Raw genomic sequence first — 20,852 nt, forward strand, 5'->3', positions numbered from 1 at the left:
GCTATGTCACGGTTCCAGACAGGAGACGAACCCCCGTGCGCGAACAGGGAACGGTTCGGATGGGTGCCATCGGCGATGCAACTCTCGGGCTTGAATCGCGGACGGCGGGGGCCGTCCGATGAGCGTCGGCGCGCCAGGTCTCCTGCACGAGCCGCCGGCCGATCTGCCGCTCGGCGAAGCGGCCGGACTGCACGCCCGCTCCCCCGCACAGCTCTTCTGGATCCGGCTGCGGCGCGATCGCGTCGCGCTCGGGGCGCTCGCCGTGATCGTCGCGCTGGTGCTGGTGGCGCTGCTGGCGCCGCTCGTCGTGAAGCTCGTCGGCGCACCGCCGCCGAACGTGCGCGACCGCGACGCGCTCGACGCCTTCGGCGCCCCCGCCGGTCCCAGCTCCGAGCACCTCTTCGGCGTCGACGACTTCGGCCGCGACGTCTTCTCGCGCACCGTCTACGGCGCGCGCGTCTCGCTCTTCGTCGGCTTCGCGGGCACCGCGATCGCCGTAGTGATGGGCGTGACGCTCGGCTTGCTGGCCGGCTGGCACCGCGGCTGGGTCGACACGCTGCTGTCGGGTCTGGTCGACGTGATGCTGGCCTTCCCCGTGCTGCTGCTCGGCCTCGGGATCGCCTCCGCCTGCACGCTCGGCGACGGCTGCGCCGGCGGCCTGATCGAGCCCGGACTGCGGACGGTGCTGCTGGTCGTCGCGGTGATCGGCTGGACGGTGATCGCGCGCGTCGTGCGCGGTCAGGTGATATCGCTGCGCGAGCGCGAGTTCGTCGACGCGGCGCGGCTCGCGGGCGCCTCCGACCGGCAGATCGTCGTGCGCGAGATCGTGCCCAATCTCGCCGGCACGATCATCGTCTACTCAAGTCTGATGATCCCGCAGACGATCTTGTTCGAGGCGGCGCTGTCCTTCCTGGGAGTGGGAGTGTCACCGTCGACACCGAGCTGGGGCTCGATGATCTCTGACGCAGCACCGAACTTCGATACGCAATGGTGGTACATGCTCTTCCCCGGGCTGGCGCTGCTCGTCACTGTGATGGCGTTCAACCTGCTGGGGGACGGCGTGCAAGACGCACTCGATCCGAGAACTCAACTGTGAAACCTCTTTCTCACCTGCCCATGAAAGGACCCACCATGCCGCGATCCGTCGTGCGGATGCTCCTCGTGAGCCTCCTCTGCATGACCCTCGCATCGCTGCTGGCCGCCTGCGGCTCCGGCGGCGACGACGACGGCGGCACGGACGGCGGCACCGTCGCCGAGAACACCGCGAGAGCGGACGACGGCGCGGGCGGGAGAAGAGGGGGCGTGCTGAGAGTCGTCACCGAGGAGGACCTGGCGGCGCCGCTGGACTCCGGCGCGACCTACTCCAGCGCCGCGTTCAACGTGCTCGGCGGGACGGTTCGGCCGCTCTACCGCTACGAGCCGAGTGACCCGACGAGAGCCGTGCCGGACCTCGCGGACGGACCGCCGCAGGTCTCCGCCGACGGCAGAACCGTCACCGTGAGAATTCGCAGAGGTGTCAGATACAGCCCGCCGGTGAACCGTGAGGTCACCTCCAGAGACGTGAAGTACGCGATCGAGCGCGGTTTCAACCCGTCGGTCGCAAACGGGTACGCCGGTGTTTACTACGGTGACGTCATCGGCGCCGACAGAGCTGAGGGCGGCCCGATCGCGGGCATCACGACCCCCGACGACCAGACGGTCGTCTTCAGATTGACGCGCCCGACCGGCACCGTGCTGGCGGCGGCGACCGTGCTGCCGTTGTCGGCTCCGGTCCCGCCGGAGGTCGCGCGCAGATATGACGAGAGACCGTCCGGAGGGGTCAGCGAGTACTCGGCCCACCAGGTCGCGACCGGCCCCTACATGTTCGACGCCAAGCCCGACGGGACGGTCCAGGGCGTCGGGATCGTGCCCGGCCGCAGATACGTGCTGAAGCGCAACCCGAACTGGGATCCGGCGACCGACGACCGCCCGGCCTACCTCGATGGGATCGAATGGTCGGTCGGCAACGACCCCAACGTCGCCGGACGGCAGGTGCTGGAGGGCGACGGGATGACGCTCGGCGACACGCCGACGGCCGCGATCGTCAAGCGCGCCGTCCAGCAGAGCCCCGAGCAGATCTACTTCAGCCCCGGCGCCGGCAACCGCTACACGGCGCTCAACACGGCGATCCCGCCGTTCGACGATCCCGACCTGCGCAAGGCGGTCGCCGCCCAGCTCGACCGCGAGCAGATGCGGCTCGTGCGCGGCGGCGAGGTGCTCGGCGACGTCGCGACGCACTTCCTCTACCCCGGCGTCCCCGGCTTCGAGCAGGCAGGCGGGCTGAGAGGGACCGGCGTCGACTTCCTCGCCGACCCAGCGGGCGATCCCGACGTCGCGAAGAGATACATGGCCGCTGCCGGCTACCCGGACGGCAGATACACCGGCGAGGAGACGATCTCGGTCGTCGGGGACTCCGGCGACCCCTCCGACAAGAACGCGGAGCTGGTCGACGAGGCGCTCAGAAGCCTCGGCTTCAAGACGAGACTGCAGCTGGTCGACGCCGGCACGATGATGGGCCGCTACTGCGCGTCGCCGAGAGCGAGAGTCAACGTCTGCCCCAACCTCGGCTGGATCCGCGACTTCGCCGACGCCCAGACGGTGCTCGACGCCGCCTTCAACGGCGCCGCGATCAGCATGGAGGAGGGCAGCAACCCCAACTGGCCGCAGCTCAACGATCCGAGCATCAACGCGGCGATGGCGAGAGCCGAGTTGATCGTCGACGAGCAGGAACGCGCCGAGGCGTGGGCGAACATCGATCGCATGATCACCGAGACCGGTGCTGCGATCCCATGGCTGTGGGACAAGCAGCCGGTCGTCTCCTCGGAGGACGTGCGCTGCGCCAACCAGCTGTGGAACCAGGGGCACTGCGACCTCGCCTTCAGCTCCCTGAGATAGGGCCGCGTCAGCGTCGGCGCGCCCTCGACGGGGCGCGCCGGCGATGATCGGCTACATCGTCCGGCGGCTGCTGTGGTCGGTCGTCGTGCTCCTGTGCGTCTGCGCGGTCACCTTCGCGCTCTTCTTCCTGCTGCCGTCGGGCGACCCGGCGGTGCTGCGCGCGGGCAAGAACGCCTCGCCGGAGACGATCGCGCAGATCCGCGCACAGCTCGGCCTCGACGAGCCGGTCTACACCCAGTTCTGGACGTACGTGAAGGGGATCTTCCTCCACTTCGACCTCGGCTACAGCTACTACAGCGGCGCTTCGGTCTCCTCGCTGCTGCGCGACCGGCTGCCGGCGACGCTCGCGTTGACCGTCGGCGCCGCGGTCCTGTGGGTCGCGATCGCGACGCCGATCGGGATCGTCTCGGCACTGCGGCGGCGGACGTGGGTCGACCGCCTCTTCATGGGCGGGGCGCTGATCGCGATCTCCGCGCCCGTCTACTGGGTCGGCCTGCTCGCGCTCTACCTGTTCGCGGACGACATCGGCCGCTTCCCGCTGCTGCCGGGCGCCAACTCCTACGTCGGGCTGACGGAGGATCCCGGCGGCTGGTTCGGCTCGCTGCTGCTGCCGTGGCTGGTGCTGGCCGGCGCCTTCGCCGGCGTCTACGCGCGGATGCTGCGCTCCAGCCTGATCGAGACGATGAGCGAGGACTTCGTCCGTACGGCGCGCGCGAAGGGGATCCCGGAGCGGCAGGTCGTCCTGCGCCACGGCCTGCGCGTCGCGATCACGCCGGTCGTGACGCTGCTGGGGATCGACCTCGGAGTGCTGCTCGGCGGCGCGCTGCTGACCGAGACCGTCTTCAACGTGCCGGGCATCGGCAGCCTCAGCCTCGATGCGATCCGCTACGCCGACTTCCCCGTGATCCAGGGCACGGTCCTGTTGGCCGCGCTCTTCGTCGTGCTCGCGAACCTCGTGGTCGACGTGGTCTACGCCTACCTCGACCCGCGCGTCCGGACCTAGGCTTCTTCTTCCTCGTCTTCGTCGTCGTCCTCGACGTAGAGCGACTCGCGCGCCAGCTCGTCGCCGGCGGCCGAGAAGAGCTTCACGTCGAGGTAGTCGGAGCGGTAGGCGTCCGGGGCGATGAGCGTGAAGCGGTAGTCGACCAGCTCGCACTGGTCGACGGCGAGGTCGGCCAGCTCCGCGGTCACGATCGCGCCGTTCTTGACGAGCGGGATCCCCCAGATCAGCGTCATGTCGGCCGTTCTGCCGTTGTGGCCGCGCCAGCTGCCGACGACCTCCTCGTTGAGGTCGATCTGCCACTCGGGGTTGGCGTCGGCCGTCTCGCTGGTGAAGTCGGCGTGGGCGGCGAAGTCGTCGGGCGCGCCGCCGGCCCCCTCCGCGAAGGAGACGTAGCCGAACAGCTCCAGGCCGGTCGAGGTGCGCGCCGTCGCCGGCACGTAGGTGCGGCCGCCGTAGCTGCGGTCCGGGAACCAGACGACGTCGCCGGGCTCGCCGATCTCGTCCTCGCCCGGGTCGATCGCGTCGACGGCCTCGAGGAACCAGCTGCGGAGCGTGTCGGCCCAGCGGCCGTAGGGGAGCGTCTCCTGCGGCGGCTCGGCCGCGAAGCGGATGACGTAGCGATCGGTCGGCGGCATGGTCGCGGAGCCTACTGCGCGGCGACTTCGACCAGCAGTGTCACCGGTCCGTCGCCGACCGACTCGACCTCCATCTGCGCGCCGAAGACACCGCGCTCGGCGCCGAGCCGTTCGCAGACGCGTTCGTAGAGCGGCTGCGCCAGCTCGCCGGGCGCCGCCGCGCCCCAGCTCGGGCGCGTGCCCTTGCGCGTGTCGCCGTAGAGCGTGAACTGGCTGACGCAGAGGATGCCGCGAGCGGGGCCGAGCGGCTCGTTCATGCGCCCGTCGGCGTCCGGGAAGAGCCGCAGCGCCAGCAGCTTGTCGGCGAGCCGGTCGGCCTCGCGCTCGCCGTCGTCGTGCGTGACGCCGAGCAGCACGAGCAGCCCCGGGCCGATCTGTCCGACGGTCTCGCCGTCGACGCGCACGCTCGCGCGCGAGACGCGCTGGACGAGGGCGCGCACCGCTCCTACGCCTCGCGCAGCTCGGCGGCGGCGCGCTCGGGCGCGACGATGTTGAGGTTGACGCCGGTGCCGAGCTCCAGCCCGGCGAGGTGGGTCAGGCGCGGCAGCACGTCGATCCGCCAGCAGAAGTGGTCGGCGCCGCTGGGCGCCGTGCGCACCCACAGATTCAACGGCGGGTTGGCGCCGAGCTGACGGCCGAGCCGGCCGAGCACGTCGTGCAGCAGCGCGGCCGCGATCGGCCCGTCGTCCTCGAAGCGGTCGCGCGCCTGCCGCGGGACGATCATCAGCTGGTACGGCAGGCGGCTGCCGTACGGCGCGATCGCGACCGCCTCGTCGTCGATCGCGACGATCCGCTCGCGCCGCCGGACCTCCTCCTGGAGCAGGTCGGCGAGCAGGTTGCCGCCCATCGTGCGGACGGCGTAGGCGCCGAAGCGCTCGCGCTCACGGGCGATCGCGGCCGGCACGAAGTCGAGCGCGTACAGCTGCGCATGCGTGTGCGGCAGCGAGGCGCCGGCCTCGCGCCGCTCGTTGACGAGCAGGTGACGGCAGGCGGCGCCGGCGTGGGCGCGCATCCGCTCGCGCCACACCTCCATCGCCGTCACGACCTGCTCGACCGGCAGGTCGGCGAGCGCGGTGACCGACTGCGGCGCGTTGACGATCACCTCGTGCGCGCCGCGCGCGGGCGCCGCGGTGAAGAGGTCGCGGTTGGCCTCCAGCGCGGGCTCCGGCGCCTCGGCGGCGAGCGCCGGGTAGCGGTTCGGCACGACGCGCACGCTCCAGCCGGGCGTGTCGGGCGCGGGCTGCTCGACGCCGGGGCGCAGCGCGTACAGCTCGGGCGGGGTCTGCTGCTCGTGGCCTTCGGCGAACGGATCGGTCGCGGGGTCCAGCGGCTCGGCCGGCGTCGCGCTGAGGCCGGCGCCCGGCCGGTTGGCGCGGTCGGCGGCGATGATCGTGCGCAGGCCGGTGAGCGGATCGACACGGATCTCAGACAAGCCGCTTCTCCATCGCGATGTGCTCTATGCCCGCTTCGACGAAGACGTGACCGCGCGGCTCGTAGCCGTCGGCGAGGTAGAGGTCGGCGGCGTAGGTTTGCGCGTGCAGCACGATCCGGCGCGCGCCGGCGCCGATCGCCTCCGCGTCGGCGGCTTGCAGCAGCCGTGACGCGATCCCGCGACGGCGCGCCGTCTGCTCGACCGCGAGGCGGCTGAACTGCACCGTGCGGTCGACGAACAGCAGCCGGCAGGTGCCGATCACGACGCCCTCCTCGACGGCGACGAGGTGGAGCGCCTCGCGGTCGCGCCCGTCCTGCTCCTCGCGCTTGGGAACGCCCTGCTCGACGCAGAAGACGCGGTCGCGCACCGCCAGCGCGGCCTCCATCTCGGCACGGCCGGCGACGCGCCGGATCTCGACCGTCATGACGTCGGAACCGCTCCGAGGTAGCGCTGCAGGTACGTCTCGAGGTCGGCGTCGTCGCGGAACGGGCCCTGCTTGATCGTCGCGACCTCGCCGTCTCTGCCGTAGAAGACGGTCGTCGGCAGGCCGACGCGCGCGCCGATCTTGCGCGCCACCTTCTCGTCGGGGTCGAGGAAGCTCGGATACGGCACCGGGTTTCTTCTCAGCCACGCGCGGGCGTCGTCCTCGGGATCGGTCACGTCGAGGCCGAGGAAGGCGACCGATCTGCCGTATCTCGTCGCCAGCCGCTGGAAGACGGGGAACTCCTCCTTGCACGGGCCGCACCACGACCCCCACGCGTTGACGACGACCGGATAGCCCCTCAGCTCTGCCAGCCGTCTCTCGAACGCGGCCGTCTCACCGGGCAGCAGCTCGTTCGCCTGGGCGTGGAGCGCCGCCAGCGGCGGCGGCGACCCTCTCAGCGCCGCTCTCGCCTCGGCGGGGGTCGGCACGTCGCCCGACGGCTCGTCCCCTCCACATCCTGTGAGCAAAGCCGCCGCGAGCATGCAGCAGGCGATCAGGACGGGGAGGCGGCGCATCGCGAAAAGCTTGGCACATCGGTCGATCCGGACGCCCTATCTGCTTCAATACGGATATCCTGCTGTGTTGCACGGGGGGAGCACTGTGAGGAACCCCCTCCGTGCCCGGCCGACGCCGGTCCTCTGAGTCGCCGAAAAGCACCACCGCGGCTCATTTTGTCTCAGAGGCAACGTCCAACTCGAGGCTACGCCTGTACGCCGTTTGATGGCTGAATCAACGTCCCTTCCTGACGCCAGATCAATTGCGAGCGCTGAGCGCTTCACGCGAGAGCGCTTCGTCCACGACGGCGAAGAGCCCGCTGACGCGCTCGCGCCCGGCAGCGCCCGTCGGCGCGCGCTCGACGCTGCTCTGGCCGAGATCGCCGGCGGCGCCAAGGTGCCGTCCGTCGCGTGGCGGCGCGAGTACTCGCTGCTCGTCGGCCTCGAACGGCTGCTGAGCGAGGAGGAGGCGCACCTCGCCGACGGCACGCTGCTCAACCCGCACCAGGTCGACGCGCTCTCCGGCACGCTGACCGCCCTGATGGCGGAGGTTCAACGCACCGGCAACGGGTCCAACGGGACGCCGCAGCCGGTCGAGGAGCCGGCCGAGCTGGCCTCCTCCGCGATCCCCGGCGAGGAGGACATCGACCTCGACGAGGGCGAGCCCGACGAGGAGCCGCAGGACTGGCAGGACGACCAGGGCGAGGAGGACGACAACGTCCAGCTCGCCGAGCAGCCCGAGGATCCCAACGCCGCCCGCCGCTTCTGGTTCGAGCATGCGACCGGCGCCGGCAAGACGGTCGCCGCGCTCGGCTTCGTCGAGGCCTCGCGCACCGGCGGCGTGCTGATCCTGACCCACCGCCGCAACCTCGTCGACCAGTTCCACGGCGAGCTGAGAGAGCGCGGGTACGCCGACCGCATATCGGCGCCGCTGCTGGCCGGACAGGACAGCCCGAGGGGCCCGGTCACCGTCGAGACCTACCAGTGGTTCGTCCGCAACGCCGGCAGAATCTCCGACGCCTACACGATCGTCATCTGCGACGAGGCCCACACGGCGCTCGGCGAGAAGACGAGCGGCTCGATCCGTCAGTGGGCCGGCCCCGTCTTCGTCGGCATGACCGCGACCGGCGCGCTGATCGCCCGCCACGTCACCGACCTCTTCCCGACGCAGACCTCGCGCTTCGACCTCGCGCAGGCCGCCCGCCGCGGCGTCATCTCGCCGCTGCGCTGCATCCGCATCCCGCCCGGCCCGGGCGTCCGCACGATCGCCAAGGTGCCGCTGCGCCGCGGCGAGGTCGACACCGAGTTCGACCAGGAGATGCTGGCCGAGCTGCTCGATCAGCTGCCGTTCAACCTCGCGATCGCCGACCTCTACAAGACGCGCTTCAACGGCGTGCCCGGCGTCGTCTACACCGCCGGCGTGCGCCACGCCTACAACGTCGCGCAGGCATTCCGCGACGTCGGCATGAAGGCGCAGGCCGTCTCCGGCGAGACTCCCAAGCGCGAGCTGGCGCGGATCCTCGCCGACTACGAGCGCGGCAAGATCGACGTGCTGATCAACGCGCAGCTGCTCGCCGAGGGTTGGAACTCGCCGCGCGCGACCGTCTGCATGCACCTCGCGCCGACCGCCTCCAAGCGCATCTACCAGCAGCGCGTCGGCCGCGTCACGCGTCGCCACCAGGGCAAGGAGGCCGGCATCGTCGTCGACTTCGTCCACCCGGCGACGAAGAACGACGAGTCGGTCATCACGCTTCACTCGCTGCTCGACCGCGACGTCTACCGCGGCGGCGCGATCGTCGTCGGGCCCGTCCGCCGCGGCCGCGGCCGGCGTGTGCGCGTCGAGCGCCGCGTGCTGCCGGTGACGCCCGATCCCGAGAGACGTGCCGAGGTCTTCGAGCGCGAGCTGTGGCGGATCGCCGTCGACCACCTCGACTACGGCGAGCAGCACGTGTGGGCGGCGTTGGCCGGCGCGCGCGTGGCGCCGAACGGCTGGCGGCGCGCGAAGGCGATGCTGCACTTCGACCGCCAGGGCGACCTCAAGCGCCGCTTCCTGATCACCGCCGTCGAGCGCAACCGCAACGCGCAGCTGCGCCTGCGGGCGCTGCAGGAGATCGCCGCCGCGAGGGATGCGGAGGCGTTCGACCAGGCGATCGACCTGATGGGCACCTGGCCGCGCGACGAGCGCCGCGAGGGCGTCAAGATCATGCTGCAGGCGCTCGCCGAGAAGAGGATTGGCCGTAGGGACCAAGCGAATGCCTGGATCTGGCGGATGGCCGAGTACACGCGCGAGGTGCACGAGGAGTACGCCGTGCAGCGCTGGCCCGAGACCAAGCGCCTGCTGGGCCTGCTCGTCAACTCCTCCGGCGGGGCGCATGCGCGCAACGCGCGCCGGCTCGTGCACGCGTCGAGGAGACAGGACCGCCGGCTCTCCGCCGCGCTGCTCGCCGCCGCGCTCGCGCACACGCCGGAGGCCGAGGAGGCCCTTCGGGGCGCCCGTACGAGGATGGCGCGCAAGCCCTCGGCGCTCGCGCGCGAGCTGCTGCGGAACTTCCCCAGAGGCAGGCGCTCCCGCGGGGCGCGTCGTCGTCGCAAGGGAGCGAATCAGGGCGCCGCGCCCGAGGAGGCGCTGGCCGCGACCGCGGTCGCGACCGACGCGCTCGATCACGACGGCGACGGGGCGGGCGGGCCTGAATCAGACGTGCTCGACGAGGCGCTCGCCGACGGCCGCGAGGCGGCCGTCGTCGGCTCCGGCGACGGCGATCAGCAACGTTCGAGAAGGGGCTCGCGTCGGCGGCGCGGCTCGCGCGGCCGCAGAGGCGGCGGAGCGCCCGACGGCGGTCCGCGCCGCGACGGTGAGCGCACGGCTGAGGCCGACGCGCCGGAGTCGGCTGCGCCGGCTGCCCCCGCGTCCGAGGCCGGCGCCGAGGCGCCCGCGCCGGAGGCCCCGGTCTCGCCGGCCGAGTCCGGCATGCCCGAGGCAGCTGGCACGGCGGCGGCGAGCGACGCCGCGCCCGCGCCGAGAGCGAGACGCGCGCGCCGGACGGCGAGGAGAGCCGGCGGCGCCGATGTCGAGTTGGCCGCTGTGAGCGCGAGAGGCACTGGCGACGCTGAGGCGGCGAGAGCGCCGAGAGCGAGACGAGCGCGCGCGAGAAGAGGCGCGGCAGCGACCGAACAGCTCGAGCTGGTCCCGACGGTCGTCGAGGAGCTGCAGAGAAGACCGCGCGCCCGTCGCTCGTCGACGGCACCGGGGATCCTCGACGCCGTCACCGCGGCGGCGGAGGCCGTGCGCGTCGCGGCCAACGGCACCGACCCGAGACCGCGCAGAGCGGCCGCGAGAAGGGCGCCGGCGACGAGAACGGCAGCCGCCGCAAGAGCCGCGAGAGCGCCGAGAGCGAGAGCCGCGGCGAGAAGAGCGCCCGCCAGAAGAGCGGCCGCGAGAGCCGCGGTGGCGAGGGTCGGGATAGAAAGGGTCGCGAGAGCGCCGAGAGCGAGAGCGGCCGCCAGAAGAGCCGCGCCCGTGAGAAGAGCGCCGGTCGCGGGGGCCGCCAGAAGAGCGCCGGCGAGAAGTGCCGCCGCGAGAAGAGCGCCCGCCAGAAGAGCTGCCGCCAGAGCCACCGCGAGAAGAGCGCCGGCCAGCAGAGCTGCCGCCAGAGCCGCCGCAAGAAGAGCGCCGGCCAGAAGAGCCGCGAGAGCCAGAAGAGCGGTCGCCGCGGCGACCGCCGACGAGTAGCGCGGGCGTCCGCGGCGCGGCATCGCGTCGCGCCCATGCGCCGAAGGGCGCCGCCCGGCGCTCAGCCCGGCAGCGCGCCGATGTGCACTTCGCCGGCGTCGAGCAGGTGCTCGGCGCCGTCGTCGCCGCGCACGCGCAGGCGGCCGTCGTCGGCGATCCCGGCGGCCGTGCCGCTGCCGCCATCCCAGCTGACGACGCGGCCGGCGAGCGCGTCGCGTCCGCGGTAGGCGTCGAGCAGCGTCGCGCTGTCGGCGTCGAGCCACCGTTCGAGCGCCGCCAGCAGCAGCTCGAGCGCCCGTTCGACCTCGTCCGGCCGGCGCCCGAGCGTCGTCGCGCGCGCCGCCAGCTCGGGCGGGAAGTCGGCCTGGTCGATCGCGACGTTGATGCCGATCCCCAGCACCGCCCAGCCGTCCTGAAGTCGCCCCTCGGCGAGGATCCCCGAGACCTTGCGGCCGTCGAGCAGCACGTCGTTGGGCCACTTGATCGCCGGCTCGCGCCCGGCCGCGTCGAGCGCGGCCGCGACCTCGGCGACCGCGAGCGCGGCGGCGAGCGTCAGCAGCGGCGGCGGGTCGCGCAGCACGATCGACGCCGCCAGCGCCGTGCCGGCCGGCGTCGCCCACGCCCGTCCCTGCCGGCCACGGCCGGCCGTCTGCTCGGCGCTCGTCACGAGAGTGCCGTGCGGCGCGCCGGCAGCCGCCAGCGCCTGTGCGCGCGCGTTGGTCGAACCGATCGTGCGGTGGTGCAGCCGCGGCAGGCCGAGCGGATGAGTACCGGTGTACACGGCGTCGCGCGCGCTCACACGGTTGCTTGCGTCGTGGGGCTCATCTCGCGGCCGCCTGCGCCGCGGCGTCGGCCAGCAGCGCCGCGACGAGGCCGTCGACGTCGTGCTCGCTCGCCTCGACGTGCGGCTCCAGGCCCAGCTCGCGCAGCGTCGCGCTCGTCACCGGGCCGATCGAGACCAAGCGCGTCGCGGGGCCGATCGCGTCGGCGCCGCCGAGCGCGTCGAGGAAGAAGCGGACCGTCGAGGAGGAGGTGAAGGTGACGTAGTCGGCGCTGCCGGCCGCGGCGCGAGCGTCGCCATCGAGCCGCTCGGCGACCGTCTCGTAGAGGTCGACGATGTCGACCTCGGCGCCGCGCGCCCGCAGCGCGTCGGGCAGCACGTCGCGCGCGACCCGCGCGCGGGCGATCAGCGCCCGTCTGACCGGGACCTCGGCGAGGGCCTCGATCAGCGACTCGGCGACGAATCTCTCCGGCACGACGTCGGCGATCACGCCGTGGGCGCGCAGCGCGCGGGCGGTGCCGGGGCCGATCGCGGCGACCGTCGCCTCCGCCAGCGCCCGTGCGTCGCGGCCGCCGGCGGCGAGTCGCTCGAACAGGTGTCTGACGCCGTTGGGCGAGGTCAGGCAGACGAGGTCGTAGCCGGACGGGTCGAGCGCGAGACCGGAGTCGACCGGGACGATCCGGATCGCCGGCGTCTCGAGCGCCTCGGCGCCCAGCTCACGCAGCTGTGCGGCGAGGCCGCTCGCCTGCGCCCGCGCGCGCGTGACCGCGACGGTGCGGCCGGCCAGCGGCCGCTCCTCGAACCAGCGCAGCCCCTCGTCGCGCAGCCCCGCGACCGGGCCGACGACGGTGATCGACGGCGGTCTGATCGCGGCCTCGGCCGCCTCGTCGGCGATCGTCGAGAGCGTCGCGACGACCGTCCGCTGGCCGGGCAGCGTCCCGCGCTCGATCACGGCGGCCGGCTCGTCGGCGGCGCGGCCGCCGCCGATCAGCTGCTCGGCGATCCGCGGCAGCTGCTTGACGCCCATGTAGAAGACGAGCGTGCCGGGGAAGGCGGCGAGCGCCGGCCAGTCGATCGCCGACTCGGGCTTGGCGGGATCCTCGTGGCCGGTGATCAGCGCGACGGCGCTGGCGCGGTCGCGGTGGGTGACGGGGATGCCGCCGTAGGCCGGCGCGGCGACGCCCGAGGTGACGCCGGGGACGACCTCGAACGGGATCCCGGCGGCGCGCAGGACCAGCGCCTCCTCGCCGCCGCGCCCGAAGACGAACGGGTCGCCGCCCTTCAGCCGCACGACCTGCTTGCCGGCGCCGCCGTGCTCGACCAGCAGGCGGTCGATCTGCTCCTGCGGCATTGACGGGCCGCGGCCCTCCTTGCCGACGTAGACCAGCTCGGCGTCAGCGCGGGCGCCGTCGAGCGACGTGACGGGGATCAGGCGGTCGTAGAGGATCGTGTCGGCGCGCGCGATCAGCTCCAGCGCCCGCGCGGTCAGCAGGCCGGGGTCGCCGGGACCAGCGCCCACGAGGTACACGCGCCCTGGCTGACTCAAAGTCTGACCCCTTCAGGTGTCGATGCCGGTGGTGGGGAGCCGGCGGCGAGCGCCTCGGCGGCGGCCAGCAGCTCGCGTGCGCCGGCCGCCTCCAGGCGCGTGCCGGCGGCGGTCCCGAAGACCTCGGGATCGATACCCGCCGCGGCGCTCAGCTCGTCCCGCAGCCACTGCGAGCCGTCCGGCAGGCCGATGAACGAGCGCAGCGTCATGCCGCCGTCGGCGCCACGCGTCGCGTGCGCGCCGAGCGGCGTGTGGCAGGTCGCGCCAAGCTTGCGGACAAGCGCTCGCTCGGCTGCCAGGCAGGCGGTCGCGTCACGGTCGCCGATCGCCGCCGCGGCTTCGCGCGCGGCGTTGTCGTCGGCGCGCGTCTCCAGCGCCAGGGCGCCCTGGCCGGGGGCGGGGATCAGTTCATCGAGCAGCGCGTCGATCGCGTCGGCGCGGCCGAGCCGCTCCAGCCCCGCGACCGCCAGCACGATCGCGGCGGCGTCGCCGTCGGCGAGCTTGCGCAGACGCGTGTCGACGTTGCCGCGCAGCGCGACGACGTCGAGGTCGGGCCGCAGCGCGCGCAGCTCGGCGGCGCGCCGCAGGCTGCTCGTGCCGACGACGGCGCCCGGCGCCAAGGCTGCCAGCGACGGGGCGCCGCAGAGCGCGTCGCGCGCGTCCTTGCGCGCCGGAACACCGGCCAGCACCAGCCCGTCGGGCAGCTCCGCCGGCACGTCCTTGGCGGAGTGGACGGCGAGGTCGATCTCCCTGGCCAGCAACGCGGCCTCCAGCTCCTTGACCCAGCGCGACTTGTCGCCCAGCAGCGCGCCGCGGTCGCCGCTGGTCGTGATCGGCACGACCTCGACACCGGCGCGCTCGCCGCCGAGCAGCGTCGCGACGTGGCGGGCCTGCACGAGCGCCAGCGCGCTGCCGCGCGTGCCGACGCGCATCAGCTCTGCGCGCGCCGGCCCGGGCGCAGCGCACGCACCTCGGCGAGCGGCCGCTCGGCCGCCGGCTCGTCCTGCTCCTCCTCGAGCCCGAAGAGGTCGCGGATCACCTGCATGCGAAGGTGGATGCGGTCGTCCGCCATGCCCTTCATGCGCAGCGTCGGCTCGTGCAGGATGCGGTTGACGACCGCCTGCGCGAGCGCCTCGACACGCTCCAGGTCCTTCTCCGACGCCGTCTCCCAGCGGCCGGCGTTCTCGCGCACGATCTGCCGCGCGATCTCCTGGCCGCGGGCGCGCAGCGCGCCGACGGTCGGCAGCACCTCGAGCTGGCCGAGCCACTCGGCGAAGCGCTGGATCTCCTCTTCGACGATCCCCTCGGCGTGCTGCGCCTCGACCTGGCGGACCGATCTGTTGCGGCGCACGACAGCGCTGAGGTCGTCGACGTTGTAGAGCGAGACGCCCGGCACGTCGCGCACCTCGGGCTCGACGTCGCGCGGGACGGCGAGGTCGAGGATCAGCAGCGGACGGCCGCCGCGGCGCTCCATCACGGCCGCGATCTCGTCGGCGCCGAGCAGCGCGTGGGGCGAGGAGGTCGTGCAGATGACGGCGTCGGCGCGCTCCAGCTCGGCCGGCAGCGCGTCGAAGCTGGTCGCCTGGCCGCCGAACCGCTGCGCGAGGCTGATCGCGCGCTCGCGGCCGCGGTTGGCGACGAAGATCGCCTCGACGCCGTGGGCGGCGAGCGCGCGGGCGGCCAGCTCGCTCGTCTCACCGGCGCCGACGAGCAGCACCTGCCCGTGCTCGACCTGGTCGAGCTGCTCGCTCGCGAGCGCGGCGGCGACCGACGAGACGCTCATCTGGCGCTCGCCGATCTTCGTCTCGCTGCGAACGCGCTTGCCGGTCGCCAGCGCGGAGCGGAAGAGGTGGTTGGTCAGCGGGCCGGTCGAGTGCGAGCTGAGCGCGTCGTCGTAGGAGCGCTTGACCTGGCCCTGGACCTCGGCTTCGCCGACGATCATCGACTCCAGCCCGCTGGTGACGCGGTAGAGGTGGCGGGCGGCGTCGCAGTTGCGCAGCGAGTAGATCGAGCCGGCCAGCTCGGTCGGGCGGATGCCGGCCTTGCGCGCGAGCATGCTCAGCACGGCCGACTCGGCGTCGACCGGGTCGCCGGCGACGACGTAGACCTCGGTGCGGTTGCAGGTCGAGATCGCGACCGCCTCCTGCACGTCGCCGACGGCGTGCACGTCGCGCAGGAACTCGCTGACCCTCCCGGGCGTCAGCGCGAGCCGCTCGCGGACCGCGACGGGCGCGGTCTTGTGCGAGACGCCGATCGCGAGCACTTCGCTCACGAAGCGGTCTCCTGCGTCGTCGCGGCTCCCACCGCCGGGCCGACCGGGTCGGGCGCCTCGGCCCGCGCGCGGTCGCGCTCGTCGAGCGCGCGGTTGATGTCGGTCAGCTCGCGCTCCAGCCGCTGCAGCTTCGTCGCCATGATCGCGACGTAGATCAGCACGCAGGCGAACAGGACGATGAAGGCGGCCGCGACGTAGCGGCCGGCCTTGTCGTACGGCACCGCGGGGGCGGCGGCGAGCAGGGCGAGGGGGTTCATGTGGCTCTCTCCGGGGCGATCGTCGGCGCGGCGGAGCGGCCGAGGGGTGCGACGGCGTCGTCGCCGAGCAGGCGGCGTCTGAGCGCGCGCAGCTGCCAGGTGACGTTCTTCTGGGTGATCTCGTACTTGACGATCAGCCAGAACAGCAGGCTCATCGCGACGATCGAGACGAGGAAGACGAACATCATCTCGCCGGGGAGGCCGCCCTCGGCGGTCGCGAAGGTGCGCGGGTGGACGAGGCTGGTCGCCATCCGCACGGCCATGAAGTTGAGCGGCACGAAGGCGCCGGCGATGATCGCGAAGACCGACGCGTAGCGCGCCTGCTTCTCCGGGTCCTCGATCGAGAAGCGCAGCGGCTGGTAGGTCGCGTACAGCAGGAACACGATCAGGAACGAGACGAGCGTCGGCTCGTCCCAGACCCACCAGTGGCCCCACGAGGCCTTCGCCCAGATCGCGCCGGTCAGCAGCCCGACGATGTTGAAGATCAGCGCGATGTGGATCACCACGTACGAGCGCAGATCCCATCTGCGGTCGTCGGAGCGCAGGTGCTTGACCGCGAACACGCCGGCCACCACGTACGCGATGAGCGTGACGATGGCGACGGGGACGTGGACGTAGAAGATCTTCTGGATGAAGCCCTGATCCGCATCGTTCGGCGCCCAGAAGACGACGAGGGCGAACGTTGCGGAGAGTGCGATGAGGGTCGCGAACGTGAGCGTTCGCAGCCCTTTCCCGTACATGCGGTCAGTCCTCCAGGAGGAAATCGAACACGGCGTAGGCGAGAAGCCCGAAGACGAGATCATAGAGGCCGAGCATCAACAGCCACTTCGCCGCCGGCCAGGAGGCGCCCCCGTCGGCCAGCAATGGCGCGCAGGCGCGCGCCGCGCCGATCAGCGCCGGGACCAGCAGCGGCAGCCCGACGATCGGCACGATCAGGTCGCGCGAGCGGGTCTGGATCGCAAGCGCGGAGACGAGCGCGCCGACCAGCGACAGCGCCGCGTTGAGCAGCGCGAGCGTGACGAGCAGGCCCGGCAGCGCGCCCCACGGCGAGGGGCCGAGCAGCAGGATCGCGAAGGCCGGGACCGCGACCAGCTCGACGAGCGTGAGGAAGAGGAAGAGCGCGGTCGCCTTCGCGAGGAAGAGCGCGGTGCGGTCGATCGGCGCCATCAGCACGCCGTCGAAGCCGCCTTCGGCATGCTCGGAGATGAACAGCCGGTTGATCCCGAGGATCGCGGCGAAGAGGATCGTCACGAGCAGCACACCTGCCGCCAGCGAGCCGTCGACCTCGTCTCTGCCGAGGCCGAAGTGGAACAGCACGAAGGTGACGATCGAGAACAGCATCATCGCCGGAACCGACTCCGGCGCCCGCCGCTCCAGCAGCAGATCCTTGCGCAGCAGCACCATCGTGGGGCGCATCGGGCGAGACGCGCGAGAACGAGCCCCCTGGCGAGTTCTCGAAGGCGATTCGAGGCCTCCGGCCGAGCGATCGCCCGTCATCGATACAAGGCCTCCACCGCGACGACGTCGACCTCGGCGGCCGGTGCCAGCAGCGCCGGTCTGCCGTCGCGCAGGCCCAGCGCGAGGTCGGCCTCGGCGAGGCCGCCGGCCGGGTCGTGGCTGGTGATCACGCGTGTGCGGCCGCTCTCGCGCCCGATCAGCGGCTCGATCAGCTCGGTCGCGGCCGGGTCGAGGTTGGCGCGCGGCTCGTCGAGCAGCAGCAGCGGCGGGTCGTGCAGGATCGCGCGGCAGACGGCGACGCGTTGCAGGAGGCCGCGCGAGAGCGTGCGCACCGGATCGTCGGCGCGGCCGGTCAGCCGCGTGCGCTCCAGCAGCTGCTCGACGCGCTCCTCGCCGAGGCGGTGCAGGCGCGCGTGGAAGCGCAGGTTCTCGCGCGCGCTGAGGTCGCGGTAGAGCAGCGCGTCGTGCGCCAGCAGGCCGATTCTGCCGCGTACCGCCCAATCTCTTCTCGGCAGCGACTCGCCGAGCACGGTCACGTCGCCGGCGTGCGGCCGCAGCAGCGTCGCGAGCACCCGCAGCAGCGTCGACTTGCCGGCGCCGTTGGGGCCGAAGACGACGAGCGTCGCGCCGGACGCGACCGTCACCGACGTGTCGCGCAGCGCCCAGCGCTCGCCATAGCGGCGCCCGACGCCGCGCAGCTCAATGGCCGGCGCCGCGTCCACCGCTGCGATTCAGCTGCGCGACGACGTGGGCGAGCGTCGGCGCGAGGACGGGGAAGAGCTGCGCGATCGCCTTCGGGCTGCCGGGCAGGTTGACGATCAGCGTGCGGCCGGCGATCCCAGAGACGCCGCGCGAGGCCATCGCGAAGGGAGTGAATCTGAGCGACTCGGCGCGCAGCGCCTCCGCGAAGCCGGGCGCCTCGCGCTCGATCACGTCGCGCGTCGCCTCGGGCGTGTGGTCGTCGGGCGTCAGGCCGGTGCCGCCGGTCGTGAAGACGAGCGGCAGCCGCTCGCTTGCGTAGCCGCGCAACATCGACGCGATCGCCGAGCGATCGTCGGTGACGCGGTCGCGCGCGACCACCTCGCAGCCGGCCTCCCGAGCCAGCCGCTCCAGCTCGGCGCCGGAGAGGTCTTCGCCCTCGCCGCGCGCGAGCGTCGTCGAGATCGTCAGGATCGCCGTTTGCATCGCCGCGCAGCCTAGAGCGTCGCCGCCGGCCGCATCGTCGCGGTCAGCCGCCGCGCCGCCACGTGCCCGACCGGCCGCCGGACTTCTCCAGCAGCACGACCTCGGCGATCTCGACGCCCTTCTCGATCCCCTTGACCATGTCGTAGACGGTCAGCGCGGCGACCGACGCGGCTGTCAGCGCCTCCATCTCGACGCCCGTCTGGGCGCTCGTGCGGGCGTCGGTCGTGAGCGTCACGATGCCCGCCTCGACGTCGACCTCGGCGACCACGTCGACGAACGACAGCGGCAGCCCGTGGCAGAGCGGGATCAGCTCGGAGGTGCGCTTGGCCGCCTGGATCCCGGCGATCCGCGCGACCGCGATCACGTCGCCCTTCGGGGCGTTCCCGTCGCGCACGGCGGCGGCGGTCGTCGGCGCCATCCGCACGGTCGCGCGGGCGACCGCGCGCCGGTCGGTGACGGCCTTGGCGCCGACGTCGACCATCCGCGCGCGGCCCTCGTCGTCGAGATGGGTCAGCTCGGCCATCAGCTCAGGCTACCTGGCCGCCGGAGGGAGCCGGATCGTGGATGCCGGGCGCGGGCCGGCCGGGCCGATCAAGCCGGAGGCCTTTGAGGCTCGGCGGGTCGTGTCCGGCGCCGCGAGGCGGTTTCCTCAGGCGGCCAGGGCGTGCTTGTGCGCGGCTTCTACCAGCCCGTCGCGCAGCAGCCGGCCGGCCTCGCTCGCCTCCGGCAGCTCGGCGTGCCACTGCACGCCGACGGCGAACGGCAGCCGCGGATCCTCGATCGCCTCGATCAGGCCGTCGCGGGAGGTCGAAGCGACCGTCAGCCCGCGGCCGAGGCGGTCGACCGCCTGGTGGTGGAGCGTCGGGACGGCGGCGTGCGCGCCGAGCATCCGCCGCGACAGCGTCTCGCGACGCGAGCCGATCGCGTGCGTGCCCTCACTGTGCTCCTCGCCGTCGCCGTGGCCGATCTCGCTGAGGTCCTGGTGCAGCGAGCCGCCGCGGGCGACGTTGATCAGCTGGTGGCCGCGGCAGATCCCGAGCACCGGCATCCGCGTCGCGAGCGCCTCGCGCACGATCGCGACATCGGTGCGGTCGGCCTCGATGCGCGGGTTGCGCGCGGCGCGGATCGGCTGCCCGTAGATCGCCGGGTGGACGTCGTGCGTGTCGCCGGTCAGCACGAGCGCGTGGGCGGTCGCGAGCTGGCGCGAGGCGTCCTCGGGCGCGACGCGGCGCACGCGCACGTCGCCGGCGCCGAGCCAGCCCTCGTAGATCTCCGGGTTGTCGTCGCGCGCGACGAGCAGCACCAGCGGCGGCTCTCCGGCCGGCCGCAGCCCGGCGTAGGCGACGCGGAAGCGCTCGCGCGCCCGCGTCAGCCGCTTGCGCGCGGCCTCCGGCGTCGTCTGCAGCAACCGCGCGGCGTCGGTCGGGCCGAAGCCGGCGAACTGCAGCGTCACGAGCGCCCGCTCGCGCGCCGGCAGTTGCGCCAGCGCGGCTTCGATCGCGAGCCGCTCGTCGTGGTCCTCGGCCGGCGCCGCGGCTGCGGCGCCGAGGCCGTCGAGCAGCGCGGTGTCGTCGTGCGGGCGGCGCGCGCGCAGCGCGTCGATCGCGGCGTTGCGGGCGACGCGGAAGAGCCAGGCGCGCTGGCGCTCCTCCGAGATGTCGCGGGGCACGTGCAGCCAGGCCCGCAGGAAGACCTCCTGGGCGAGATCCTCGGCGAGGCCTGCGTCGCCGACGTAGCGGCGCAGGTGACGCTCGATCGGGCGGCGGTGGGTGGCGATGAGGAGGTCGAGATCCATGTCACCTGTTGAGACGGAGTCCGCGCGCGAAAGCGGACACCGCCCCGCCTACGCCGGCGTGTGGGTCCGCTGCGCGGCCGCGACGATGTCGAGCACGGCCTGCTCGTCGCCGGCGCGGATCAGCTCGATCGGGTCGGGCGTGCCGTTGACGATCGACTCGAAGAAGTCCTTGCGCTCCTGGTAGGTCGGCAGCGTCGACTTCGCCCAGCCGCGGGCGTCGTTGAGGATCACCGCCAGGCGCGCGTAGTCCTCGCCGAACAGCTGCGAGATCTCGTGCTTCATCCGCTTCGCCAGCGCCGGCGAGGCGCCCGCGGTCGAGATCGCGATCGCGAGCGGACCGGTCCGCACGATCGCGGGCAGGATGAAGTTGCACAGCGGCGGCACGTCGACGACGTTGACGAGCATCGCGCGCTTCTCGGCGTCGTCGTAGACGCCGATGTTGACCTCGGAGTCGTTCGTGGCGGCGATCACCATGAACGTCCCTTCCAGGTCGGCGGGCTCGTAGCGGCGGGCGATCCAGTTGATCGAGCCCTCGTCGGCGAGCCGCTGCAGCTCGGGCTGCAGGTCGGGCGCGACGACCGTCACGTCGCCGTCGCAGGCGAGCAGCCCCTCGACCTTCTCGAGGCCGATGTCACCGCCGCCGACGACGAGGCTGCGGCGTCCTCTGAGCTTCAGACACGCGATGTAGAACGGCGTGTCGAGCATGTCGCGGACGCAGGTCTGGTCGCAGATTCCCTTGCGGTACTGGCAGACGCATTCCTTGCCCGTATAGGCCTGTGCTGGCATTGGAACCAGGGTACCCGGCTTGCGCAGCGGCACCGCGTCAGACGAGCGCGGCACCCTCCG

20 protein-coding genes and 1 pseudogene are annotated in these 20,852 nt (G+C 72.9%); 4 read left to right on the top strand and 17 right to left on the bottom strand.

What is annotated here, in order from left to right:
* Positions 1-118: 118 nt before the first annotated feature.
* The 3 genes from R7226_RS03145 to R7226_RS03155 all read left to right on the top strand — a co-directional run bounded on the left by R7226_RS03145 (position 119) and on the right by R7226_RS03155 (position 3,937).
* The gene (locus tag R7226_RS03145) at positions 119-1,096 is read left to right on the top strand and encodes an ABC transporter permease (protein WP_318595575.1); all 978 of its coding nucleotides are present in this window, start codon (positions 119-121) and stop codon (positions 1,094-1,096) included.
* 80 nt (positions 1,097-1,176) lie between these two features.
* Positions 1,177-2,934, top strand: coding sequence for an ABC transporter substrate-binding protein (locus R7226_RS03150; RefSeq protein ID WP_318595576.1), 1,758 nt, complete (start codon positions 1,177-1,179; stop codon positions 2,932-2,934).
* Positions 2,935-2,977: 43 nt separating this feature from the next.
* On the top strand, positions 2,978-3,937 hold the full coding sequence (locus tag R7226_RS03155) for an ABC transporter permease (protein ID WP_318595577.1): 960 nt from the start codon (positions 2,978-2,980) through the stop codon (positions 3,935-3,937).
* Here the strand turns inward: R7226_RS03155 and R7226_RS03160 are convergent.
* Genes R7226_RS03160 through R7226_RS03180 form a run of 5 tightly spaced genes read right to left on the bottom strand, consistent with a single transcriptional unit; the run spans position 3,934 to position 7,003 of the window.
* Positions 3,934-4,572, bottom strand: a complete 639-nt coding sequence (locus R7226_RS03160) for a hypothetical protein (RefSeq protein ID WP_318595578.1) — start codon at positions 4,570-4,572, stop codon at positions 3,934-3,936. The two genes, R7226_RS03155 and R7226_RS03160, sit on opposite strands and share 4 nt — an antisense overlap.
* An 11-nt stretch (positions 4,573-4,583) precedes the next feature.
* A complete protein-coding gene (gene dtd / locus R7226_RS03165) occupies positions 4,584-5,012 on the bottom strand; it encodes a D-aminoacyl-tRNA deacylase (protein WP_318595579.1) in 429 nt (142 codons plus the stop codon).
* Between the two features lie 5 nt (positions 5,013-5,017).
* Positions 5,018-6,004 (bottom strand): galactose-1-phosphate uridylyltransferase, encoded by a 987-nt coding sequence (locus R7226_RS03170; RefSeq protein WP_318595580.1) that lies wholly within the window; start codon positions 6,002-6,004, stop codon positions 5,018-5,020.
* Positions 5,997-6,428 (bottom strand): GNAT family N-acetyltransferase, encoded by a 432-nt coding sequence (locus R7226_RS03175; protein WP_318595581.1) that lies wholly within the window; start codon positions 6,426-6,428, stop codon positions 5,997-5,999. The genes R7226_RS03170 and R7226_RS03175 overlap by 8 nt, the downstream gene beginning before the upstream one ends.
* Positions 6,425-7,003, bottom strand: a complete 579-nt coding sequence (locus R7226_RS03180) for a TlpA disulfide reductase family protein (RefSeq protein WP_318595582.1) — start codon at positions 7,001-7,003, stop codon at positions 6,425-6,427. Before R7226_RS03180 ends, R7226_RS03175 begins: the two co-directional genes overlap by 4 nt.
* 205 nt (positions 7,004-7,208) lie before the next feature.
* Here R7226_RS03180 and R7226_RS03185 point away from each other — a divergent pair, with 205 nt between their 5' ends.
* A complete protein-coding gene (locus R7226_RS03185; RefSeq protein ID WP_318595583.1) occupies positions 7,209-10,712 on the top strand; it encodes a DEAD/DEAH box helicase in 3,504 nt (1,167 codons plus the stop codon).
* 61 nt (positions 10,713-10,773) lie between these two features.
* On the opposite strand, the gene R7226_RS03190 is transcribed toward R7226_RS03185, so the two are convergent.
* The 12 genes and pseudogenes from R7226_RS03190 to R7226_RS03245 form a co-directional block, all read right to left on the bottom strand.
* Positions 10,774-11,511 (bottom strand): biotin--[acetyl-CoA-carboxylase] ligase, encoded by a 738-nt coding sequence (locus R7226_RS03190; protein ID WP_318595584.1) that lies wholly within the window; start codon positions 11,509-11,511, stop codon positions 10,774-10,776.
* 22 nt (positions 11,512-11,533) lie between these two features.
* Complete coding sequence (cobA, locus tag R7226_RS03195) at positions 11,534-13,021, bottom strand: uroporphyrinogen-III C-methyltransferase (protein WP_318595585.1); 1,488 nt, start codon at positions 13,019-13,021, stop codon at positions 11,534-11,536.
* A 14-nt stretch (positions 13,022-13,035) separates the two neighbouring features.
* Positions 13,036-13,971 (bottom strand): hydroxymethylbilane synthase, encoded by a 936-nt coding sequence (hemC, locus tag R7226_RS03200; protein ID WP_318595586.1) that lies wholly within the window; start codon positions 13,969-13,971, stop codon positions 13,036-13,038.
* Positions 13,971-15,311 (bottom strand): glutamyl-tRNA reductase, encoded by a 1,341-nt coding sequence (gene hemA, locus R7226_RS03205; RefSeq protein WP_318595587.1) that lies wholly within the window; start codon positions 15,309-15,311, stop codon positions 13,971-13,973. Before hemA ends, hemC begins: the two co-directional genes overlap by 1 nt.
* Positions 15,308-15,568 (bottom strand): hypothetical protein, encoded by a 261-nt coding sequence (locus R7226_RS03210; RefSeq protein WP_318595588.1) that lies wholly within the window; start codon positions 15,566-15,568, stop codon positions 15,308-15,310. Before R7226_RS03210 ends, hemA begins: the two co-directional genes overlap by 4 nt.
* Positions 15,565-16,308, bottom strand: coding sequence for a cytochrome c biogenesis protein (locus tag R7226_RS03215; protein WP_318595589.1), 744 nt, complete (start codon positions 16,306-16,308; stop codon positions 15,565-15,567). The genes R7226_RS03210 and R7226_RS03215 overlap by 4 nt, the downstream gene beginning before the upstream one ends.
* Before the next feature lie 4 nt (positions 16,309-16,312).
* Positions 16,313-16,984 carry a heme exporter protein CcmB gene (locus R7226_RS03220; protein ID WP_318595590.1) on the bottom strand — a complete coding sequence of 224 codons (672 nt, stop codon included), beginning with the start codon at positions 16,982-16,984 and terminating at the stop codon, positions 16,313-16,315.
* Between the two features lie 77 nt (positions 16,985-17,061).
* Positions 17,062-17,673, bottom strand: a pseudogene (locus tag R7226_RS03225) (ATP-binding cassette domain-containing protein); the annotation flags it as partial.
* A 52-nt stretch (positions 17,674-17,725) separates the two neighbouring features.
* Positions 17,726-18,211 carry a MogA/MoaB family molybdenum cofactor biosynthesis protein gene (locus tag R7226_RS03230; protein WP_318595592.1) on the bottom strand — a complete coding sequence of 162 codons (486 nt, stop codon included), beginning with the start codon at positions 18,209-18,211 and terminating at the stop codon, positions 17,726-17,728.
* Positions 18,212-18,254: 43 nt separating this feature from the next.
* Entirely contained in the window at positions 18,255-18,734 is a 480-nt protein-coding gene (moaC, locus tag R7226_RS03235) for a cyclic pyranopterin monophosphate synthase MoaC (RefSeq protein WP_318595593.1), read from the bottom strand.
* A 126-nt stretch (positions 18,735-18,860) separates the two neighbouring features.
* Positions 18,861-20,006 (bottom strand): sigma-70 family RNA polymerase sigma factor, encoded by a 1,146-nt coding sequence (locus R7226_RS03240; protein ID WP_318595594.1) that lies wholly within the window; start codon positions 20,004-20,006, stop codon positions 18,861-18,863.
* A 48-nt stretch (positions 20,007-20,054) separates the two neighbouring features.
* Positions 20,055-20,792, bottom strand: a complete 738-nt coding sequence (locus R7226_RS03245; RefSeq protein ID WP_318595595.1) for a precorrin-2 dehydrogenase/sirohydrochlorin ferrochelatase family protein — start codon at positions 20,790-20,792, stop codon at positions 20,055-20,057.
* Positions 20,793-20,852: the final 60 nt, after the last annotated feature.

Source organism: Conexibacter stalactiti (assembly GCF_033542075.1).
GTDB classification, from domain to species: domain Bacteria; phylum Actinomycetota; class Thermoleophilia; order Solirubrobacterales; family Solirubrobacteraceae; genus Conexibacter; species Conexibacter stalactiti.

Coding starts and splice junctions, on each gene's coding strand:
- R7226_RS03210 (WP_318595588.1), bottom strand. CDS start 15,568: ATGAACCCCCTCGCCCTGCTCGCCGCCGCCCCCGCGGTGCCGTACGAC.
- moaC (WP_318595593.1), bottom strand. CDS start 18,734: ATGGCCGAGCTGACCCATCTCGACGACGAGGGCCGCGCGCGGATGGTC.
- R7226_RS03160 (WP_318595578.1), bottom strand. CDS start 4,572: ATGCCGCCGACCGATCGCTACGTCATCCGCTTCGCGGCCGAGCCGCCG.
- R7226_RS03175 (WP_318595581.1), bottom strand. CDS start 6,428: ATGACGGTCGAGATCCGGCGCGTCGCCGGCCGTGCCGAGATGGAGGCC.
- R7226_RS03185 (WP_318595583.1), top strand. CDS start 7,209: ATGGCTGAATCAACGTCCCTTCCTGACGCCAGATCAATTGCGAGCGCT.
- R7226_RS03180 (WP_318595582.1), bottom strand. CDS start 7,003: ATGCGCCGCCTCCCCGTCCTGATCGCCTGCTGCATGCTCGCGGCGGCT.
- R7226_RS03155 (WP_318595577.1), top strand. CDS start 2,978: ATGATCGGCTACATCGTCCGGCGGCTGCTGTGGTCGGTCGTCGTGCTC.
- R7226_RS03145 (WP_318595575.1), top strand. CDS start 119: ATGAGCGTCGGCGCGCCAGGTCTCCTGCACGAGCCGCCGGCCGATCTG.
- R7226_RS03220 (WP_318595590.1), bottom strand. CDS start 16,984: ATGCGCCCCACGATGGTGCTGCTGCGCAAGGATCTGCTGCTGGAGCGG.
- hemC (WP_318595586.1), bottom strand. CDS start 13,971: ATGCGCGTCGGCACGCGCGGCAGCGCGCTGGCGCTCGTGCAGGCCCGC.
- R7226_RS03150 (WP_318595576.1), top strand. CDS start 1,177: ATGACCCTCGCATCGCTGCTGGCCGCCTGCGGCTCCGGCGGCGACGAC.
- R7226_RS03240 (WP_318595594.1), bottom strand. CDS start 20,006: ATGGATCTCGACCTCCTCATCGCCACCCACCGCCGCCCGATCGAGCGT.
- R7226_RS03230 (WP_318595592.1), bottom strand. CDS start 18,211: ATGCAAACGGCGATCCTGACGATCTCGACGACGCTCGCGCGCGGCGAG.
- R7226_RS03215 (WP_318595589.1), bottom strand. CDS start 16,308: ATGTACGGGAAAGGGCTGCGAACGCTCACGTTCGCGACCCTCATCGCA.
- R7226_RS03245 (WP_318595595.1), bottom strand. CDS start 20,792: ATGCCAGCACAGGCCTATACGGGCAAGGAATGCGTCTGCCAGTACCGC.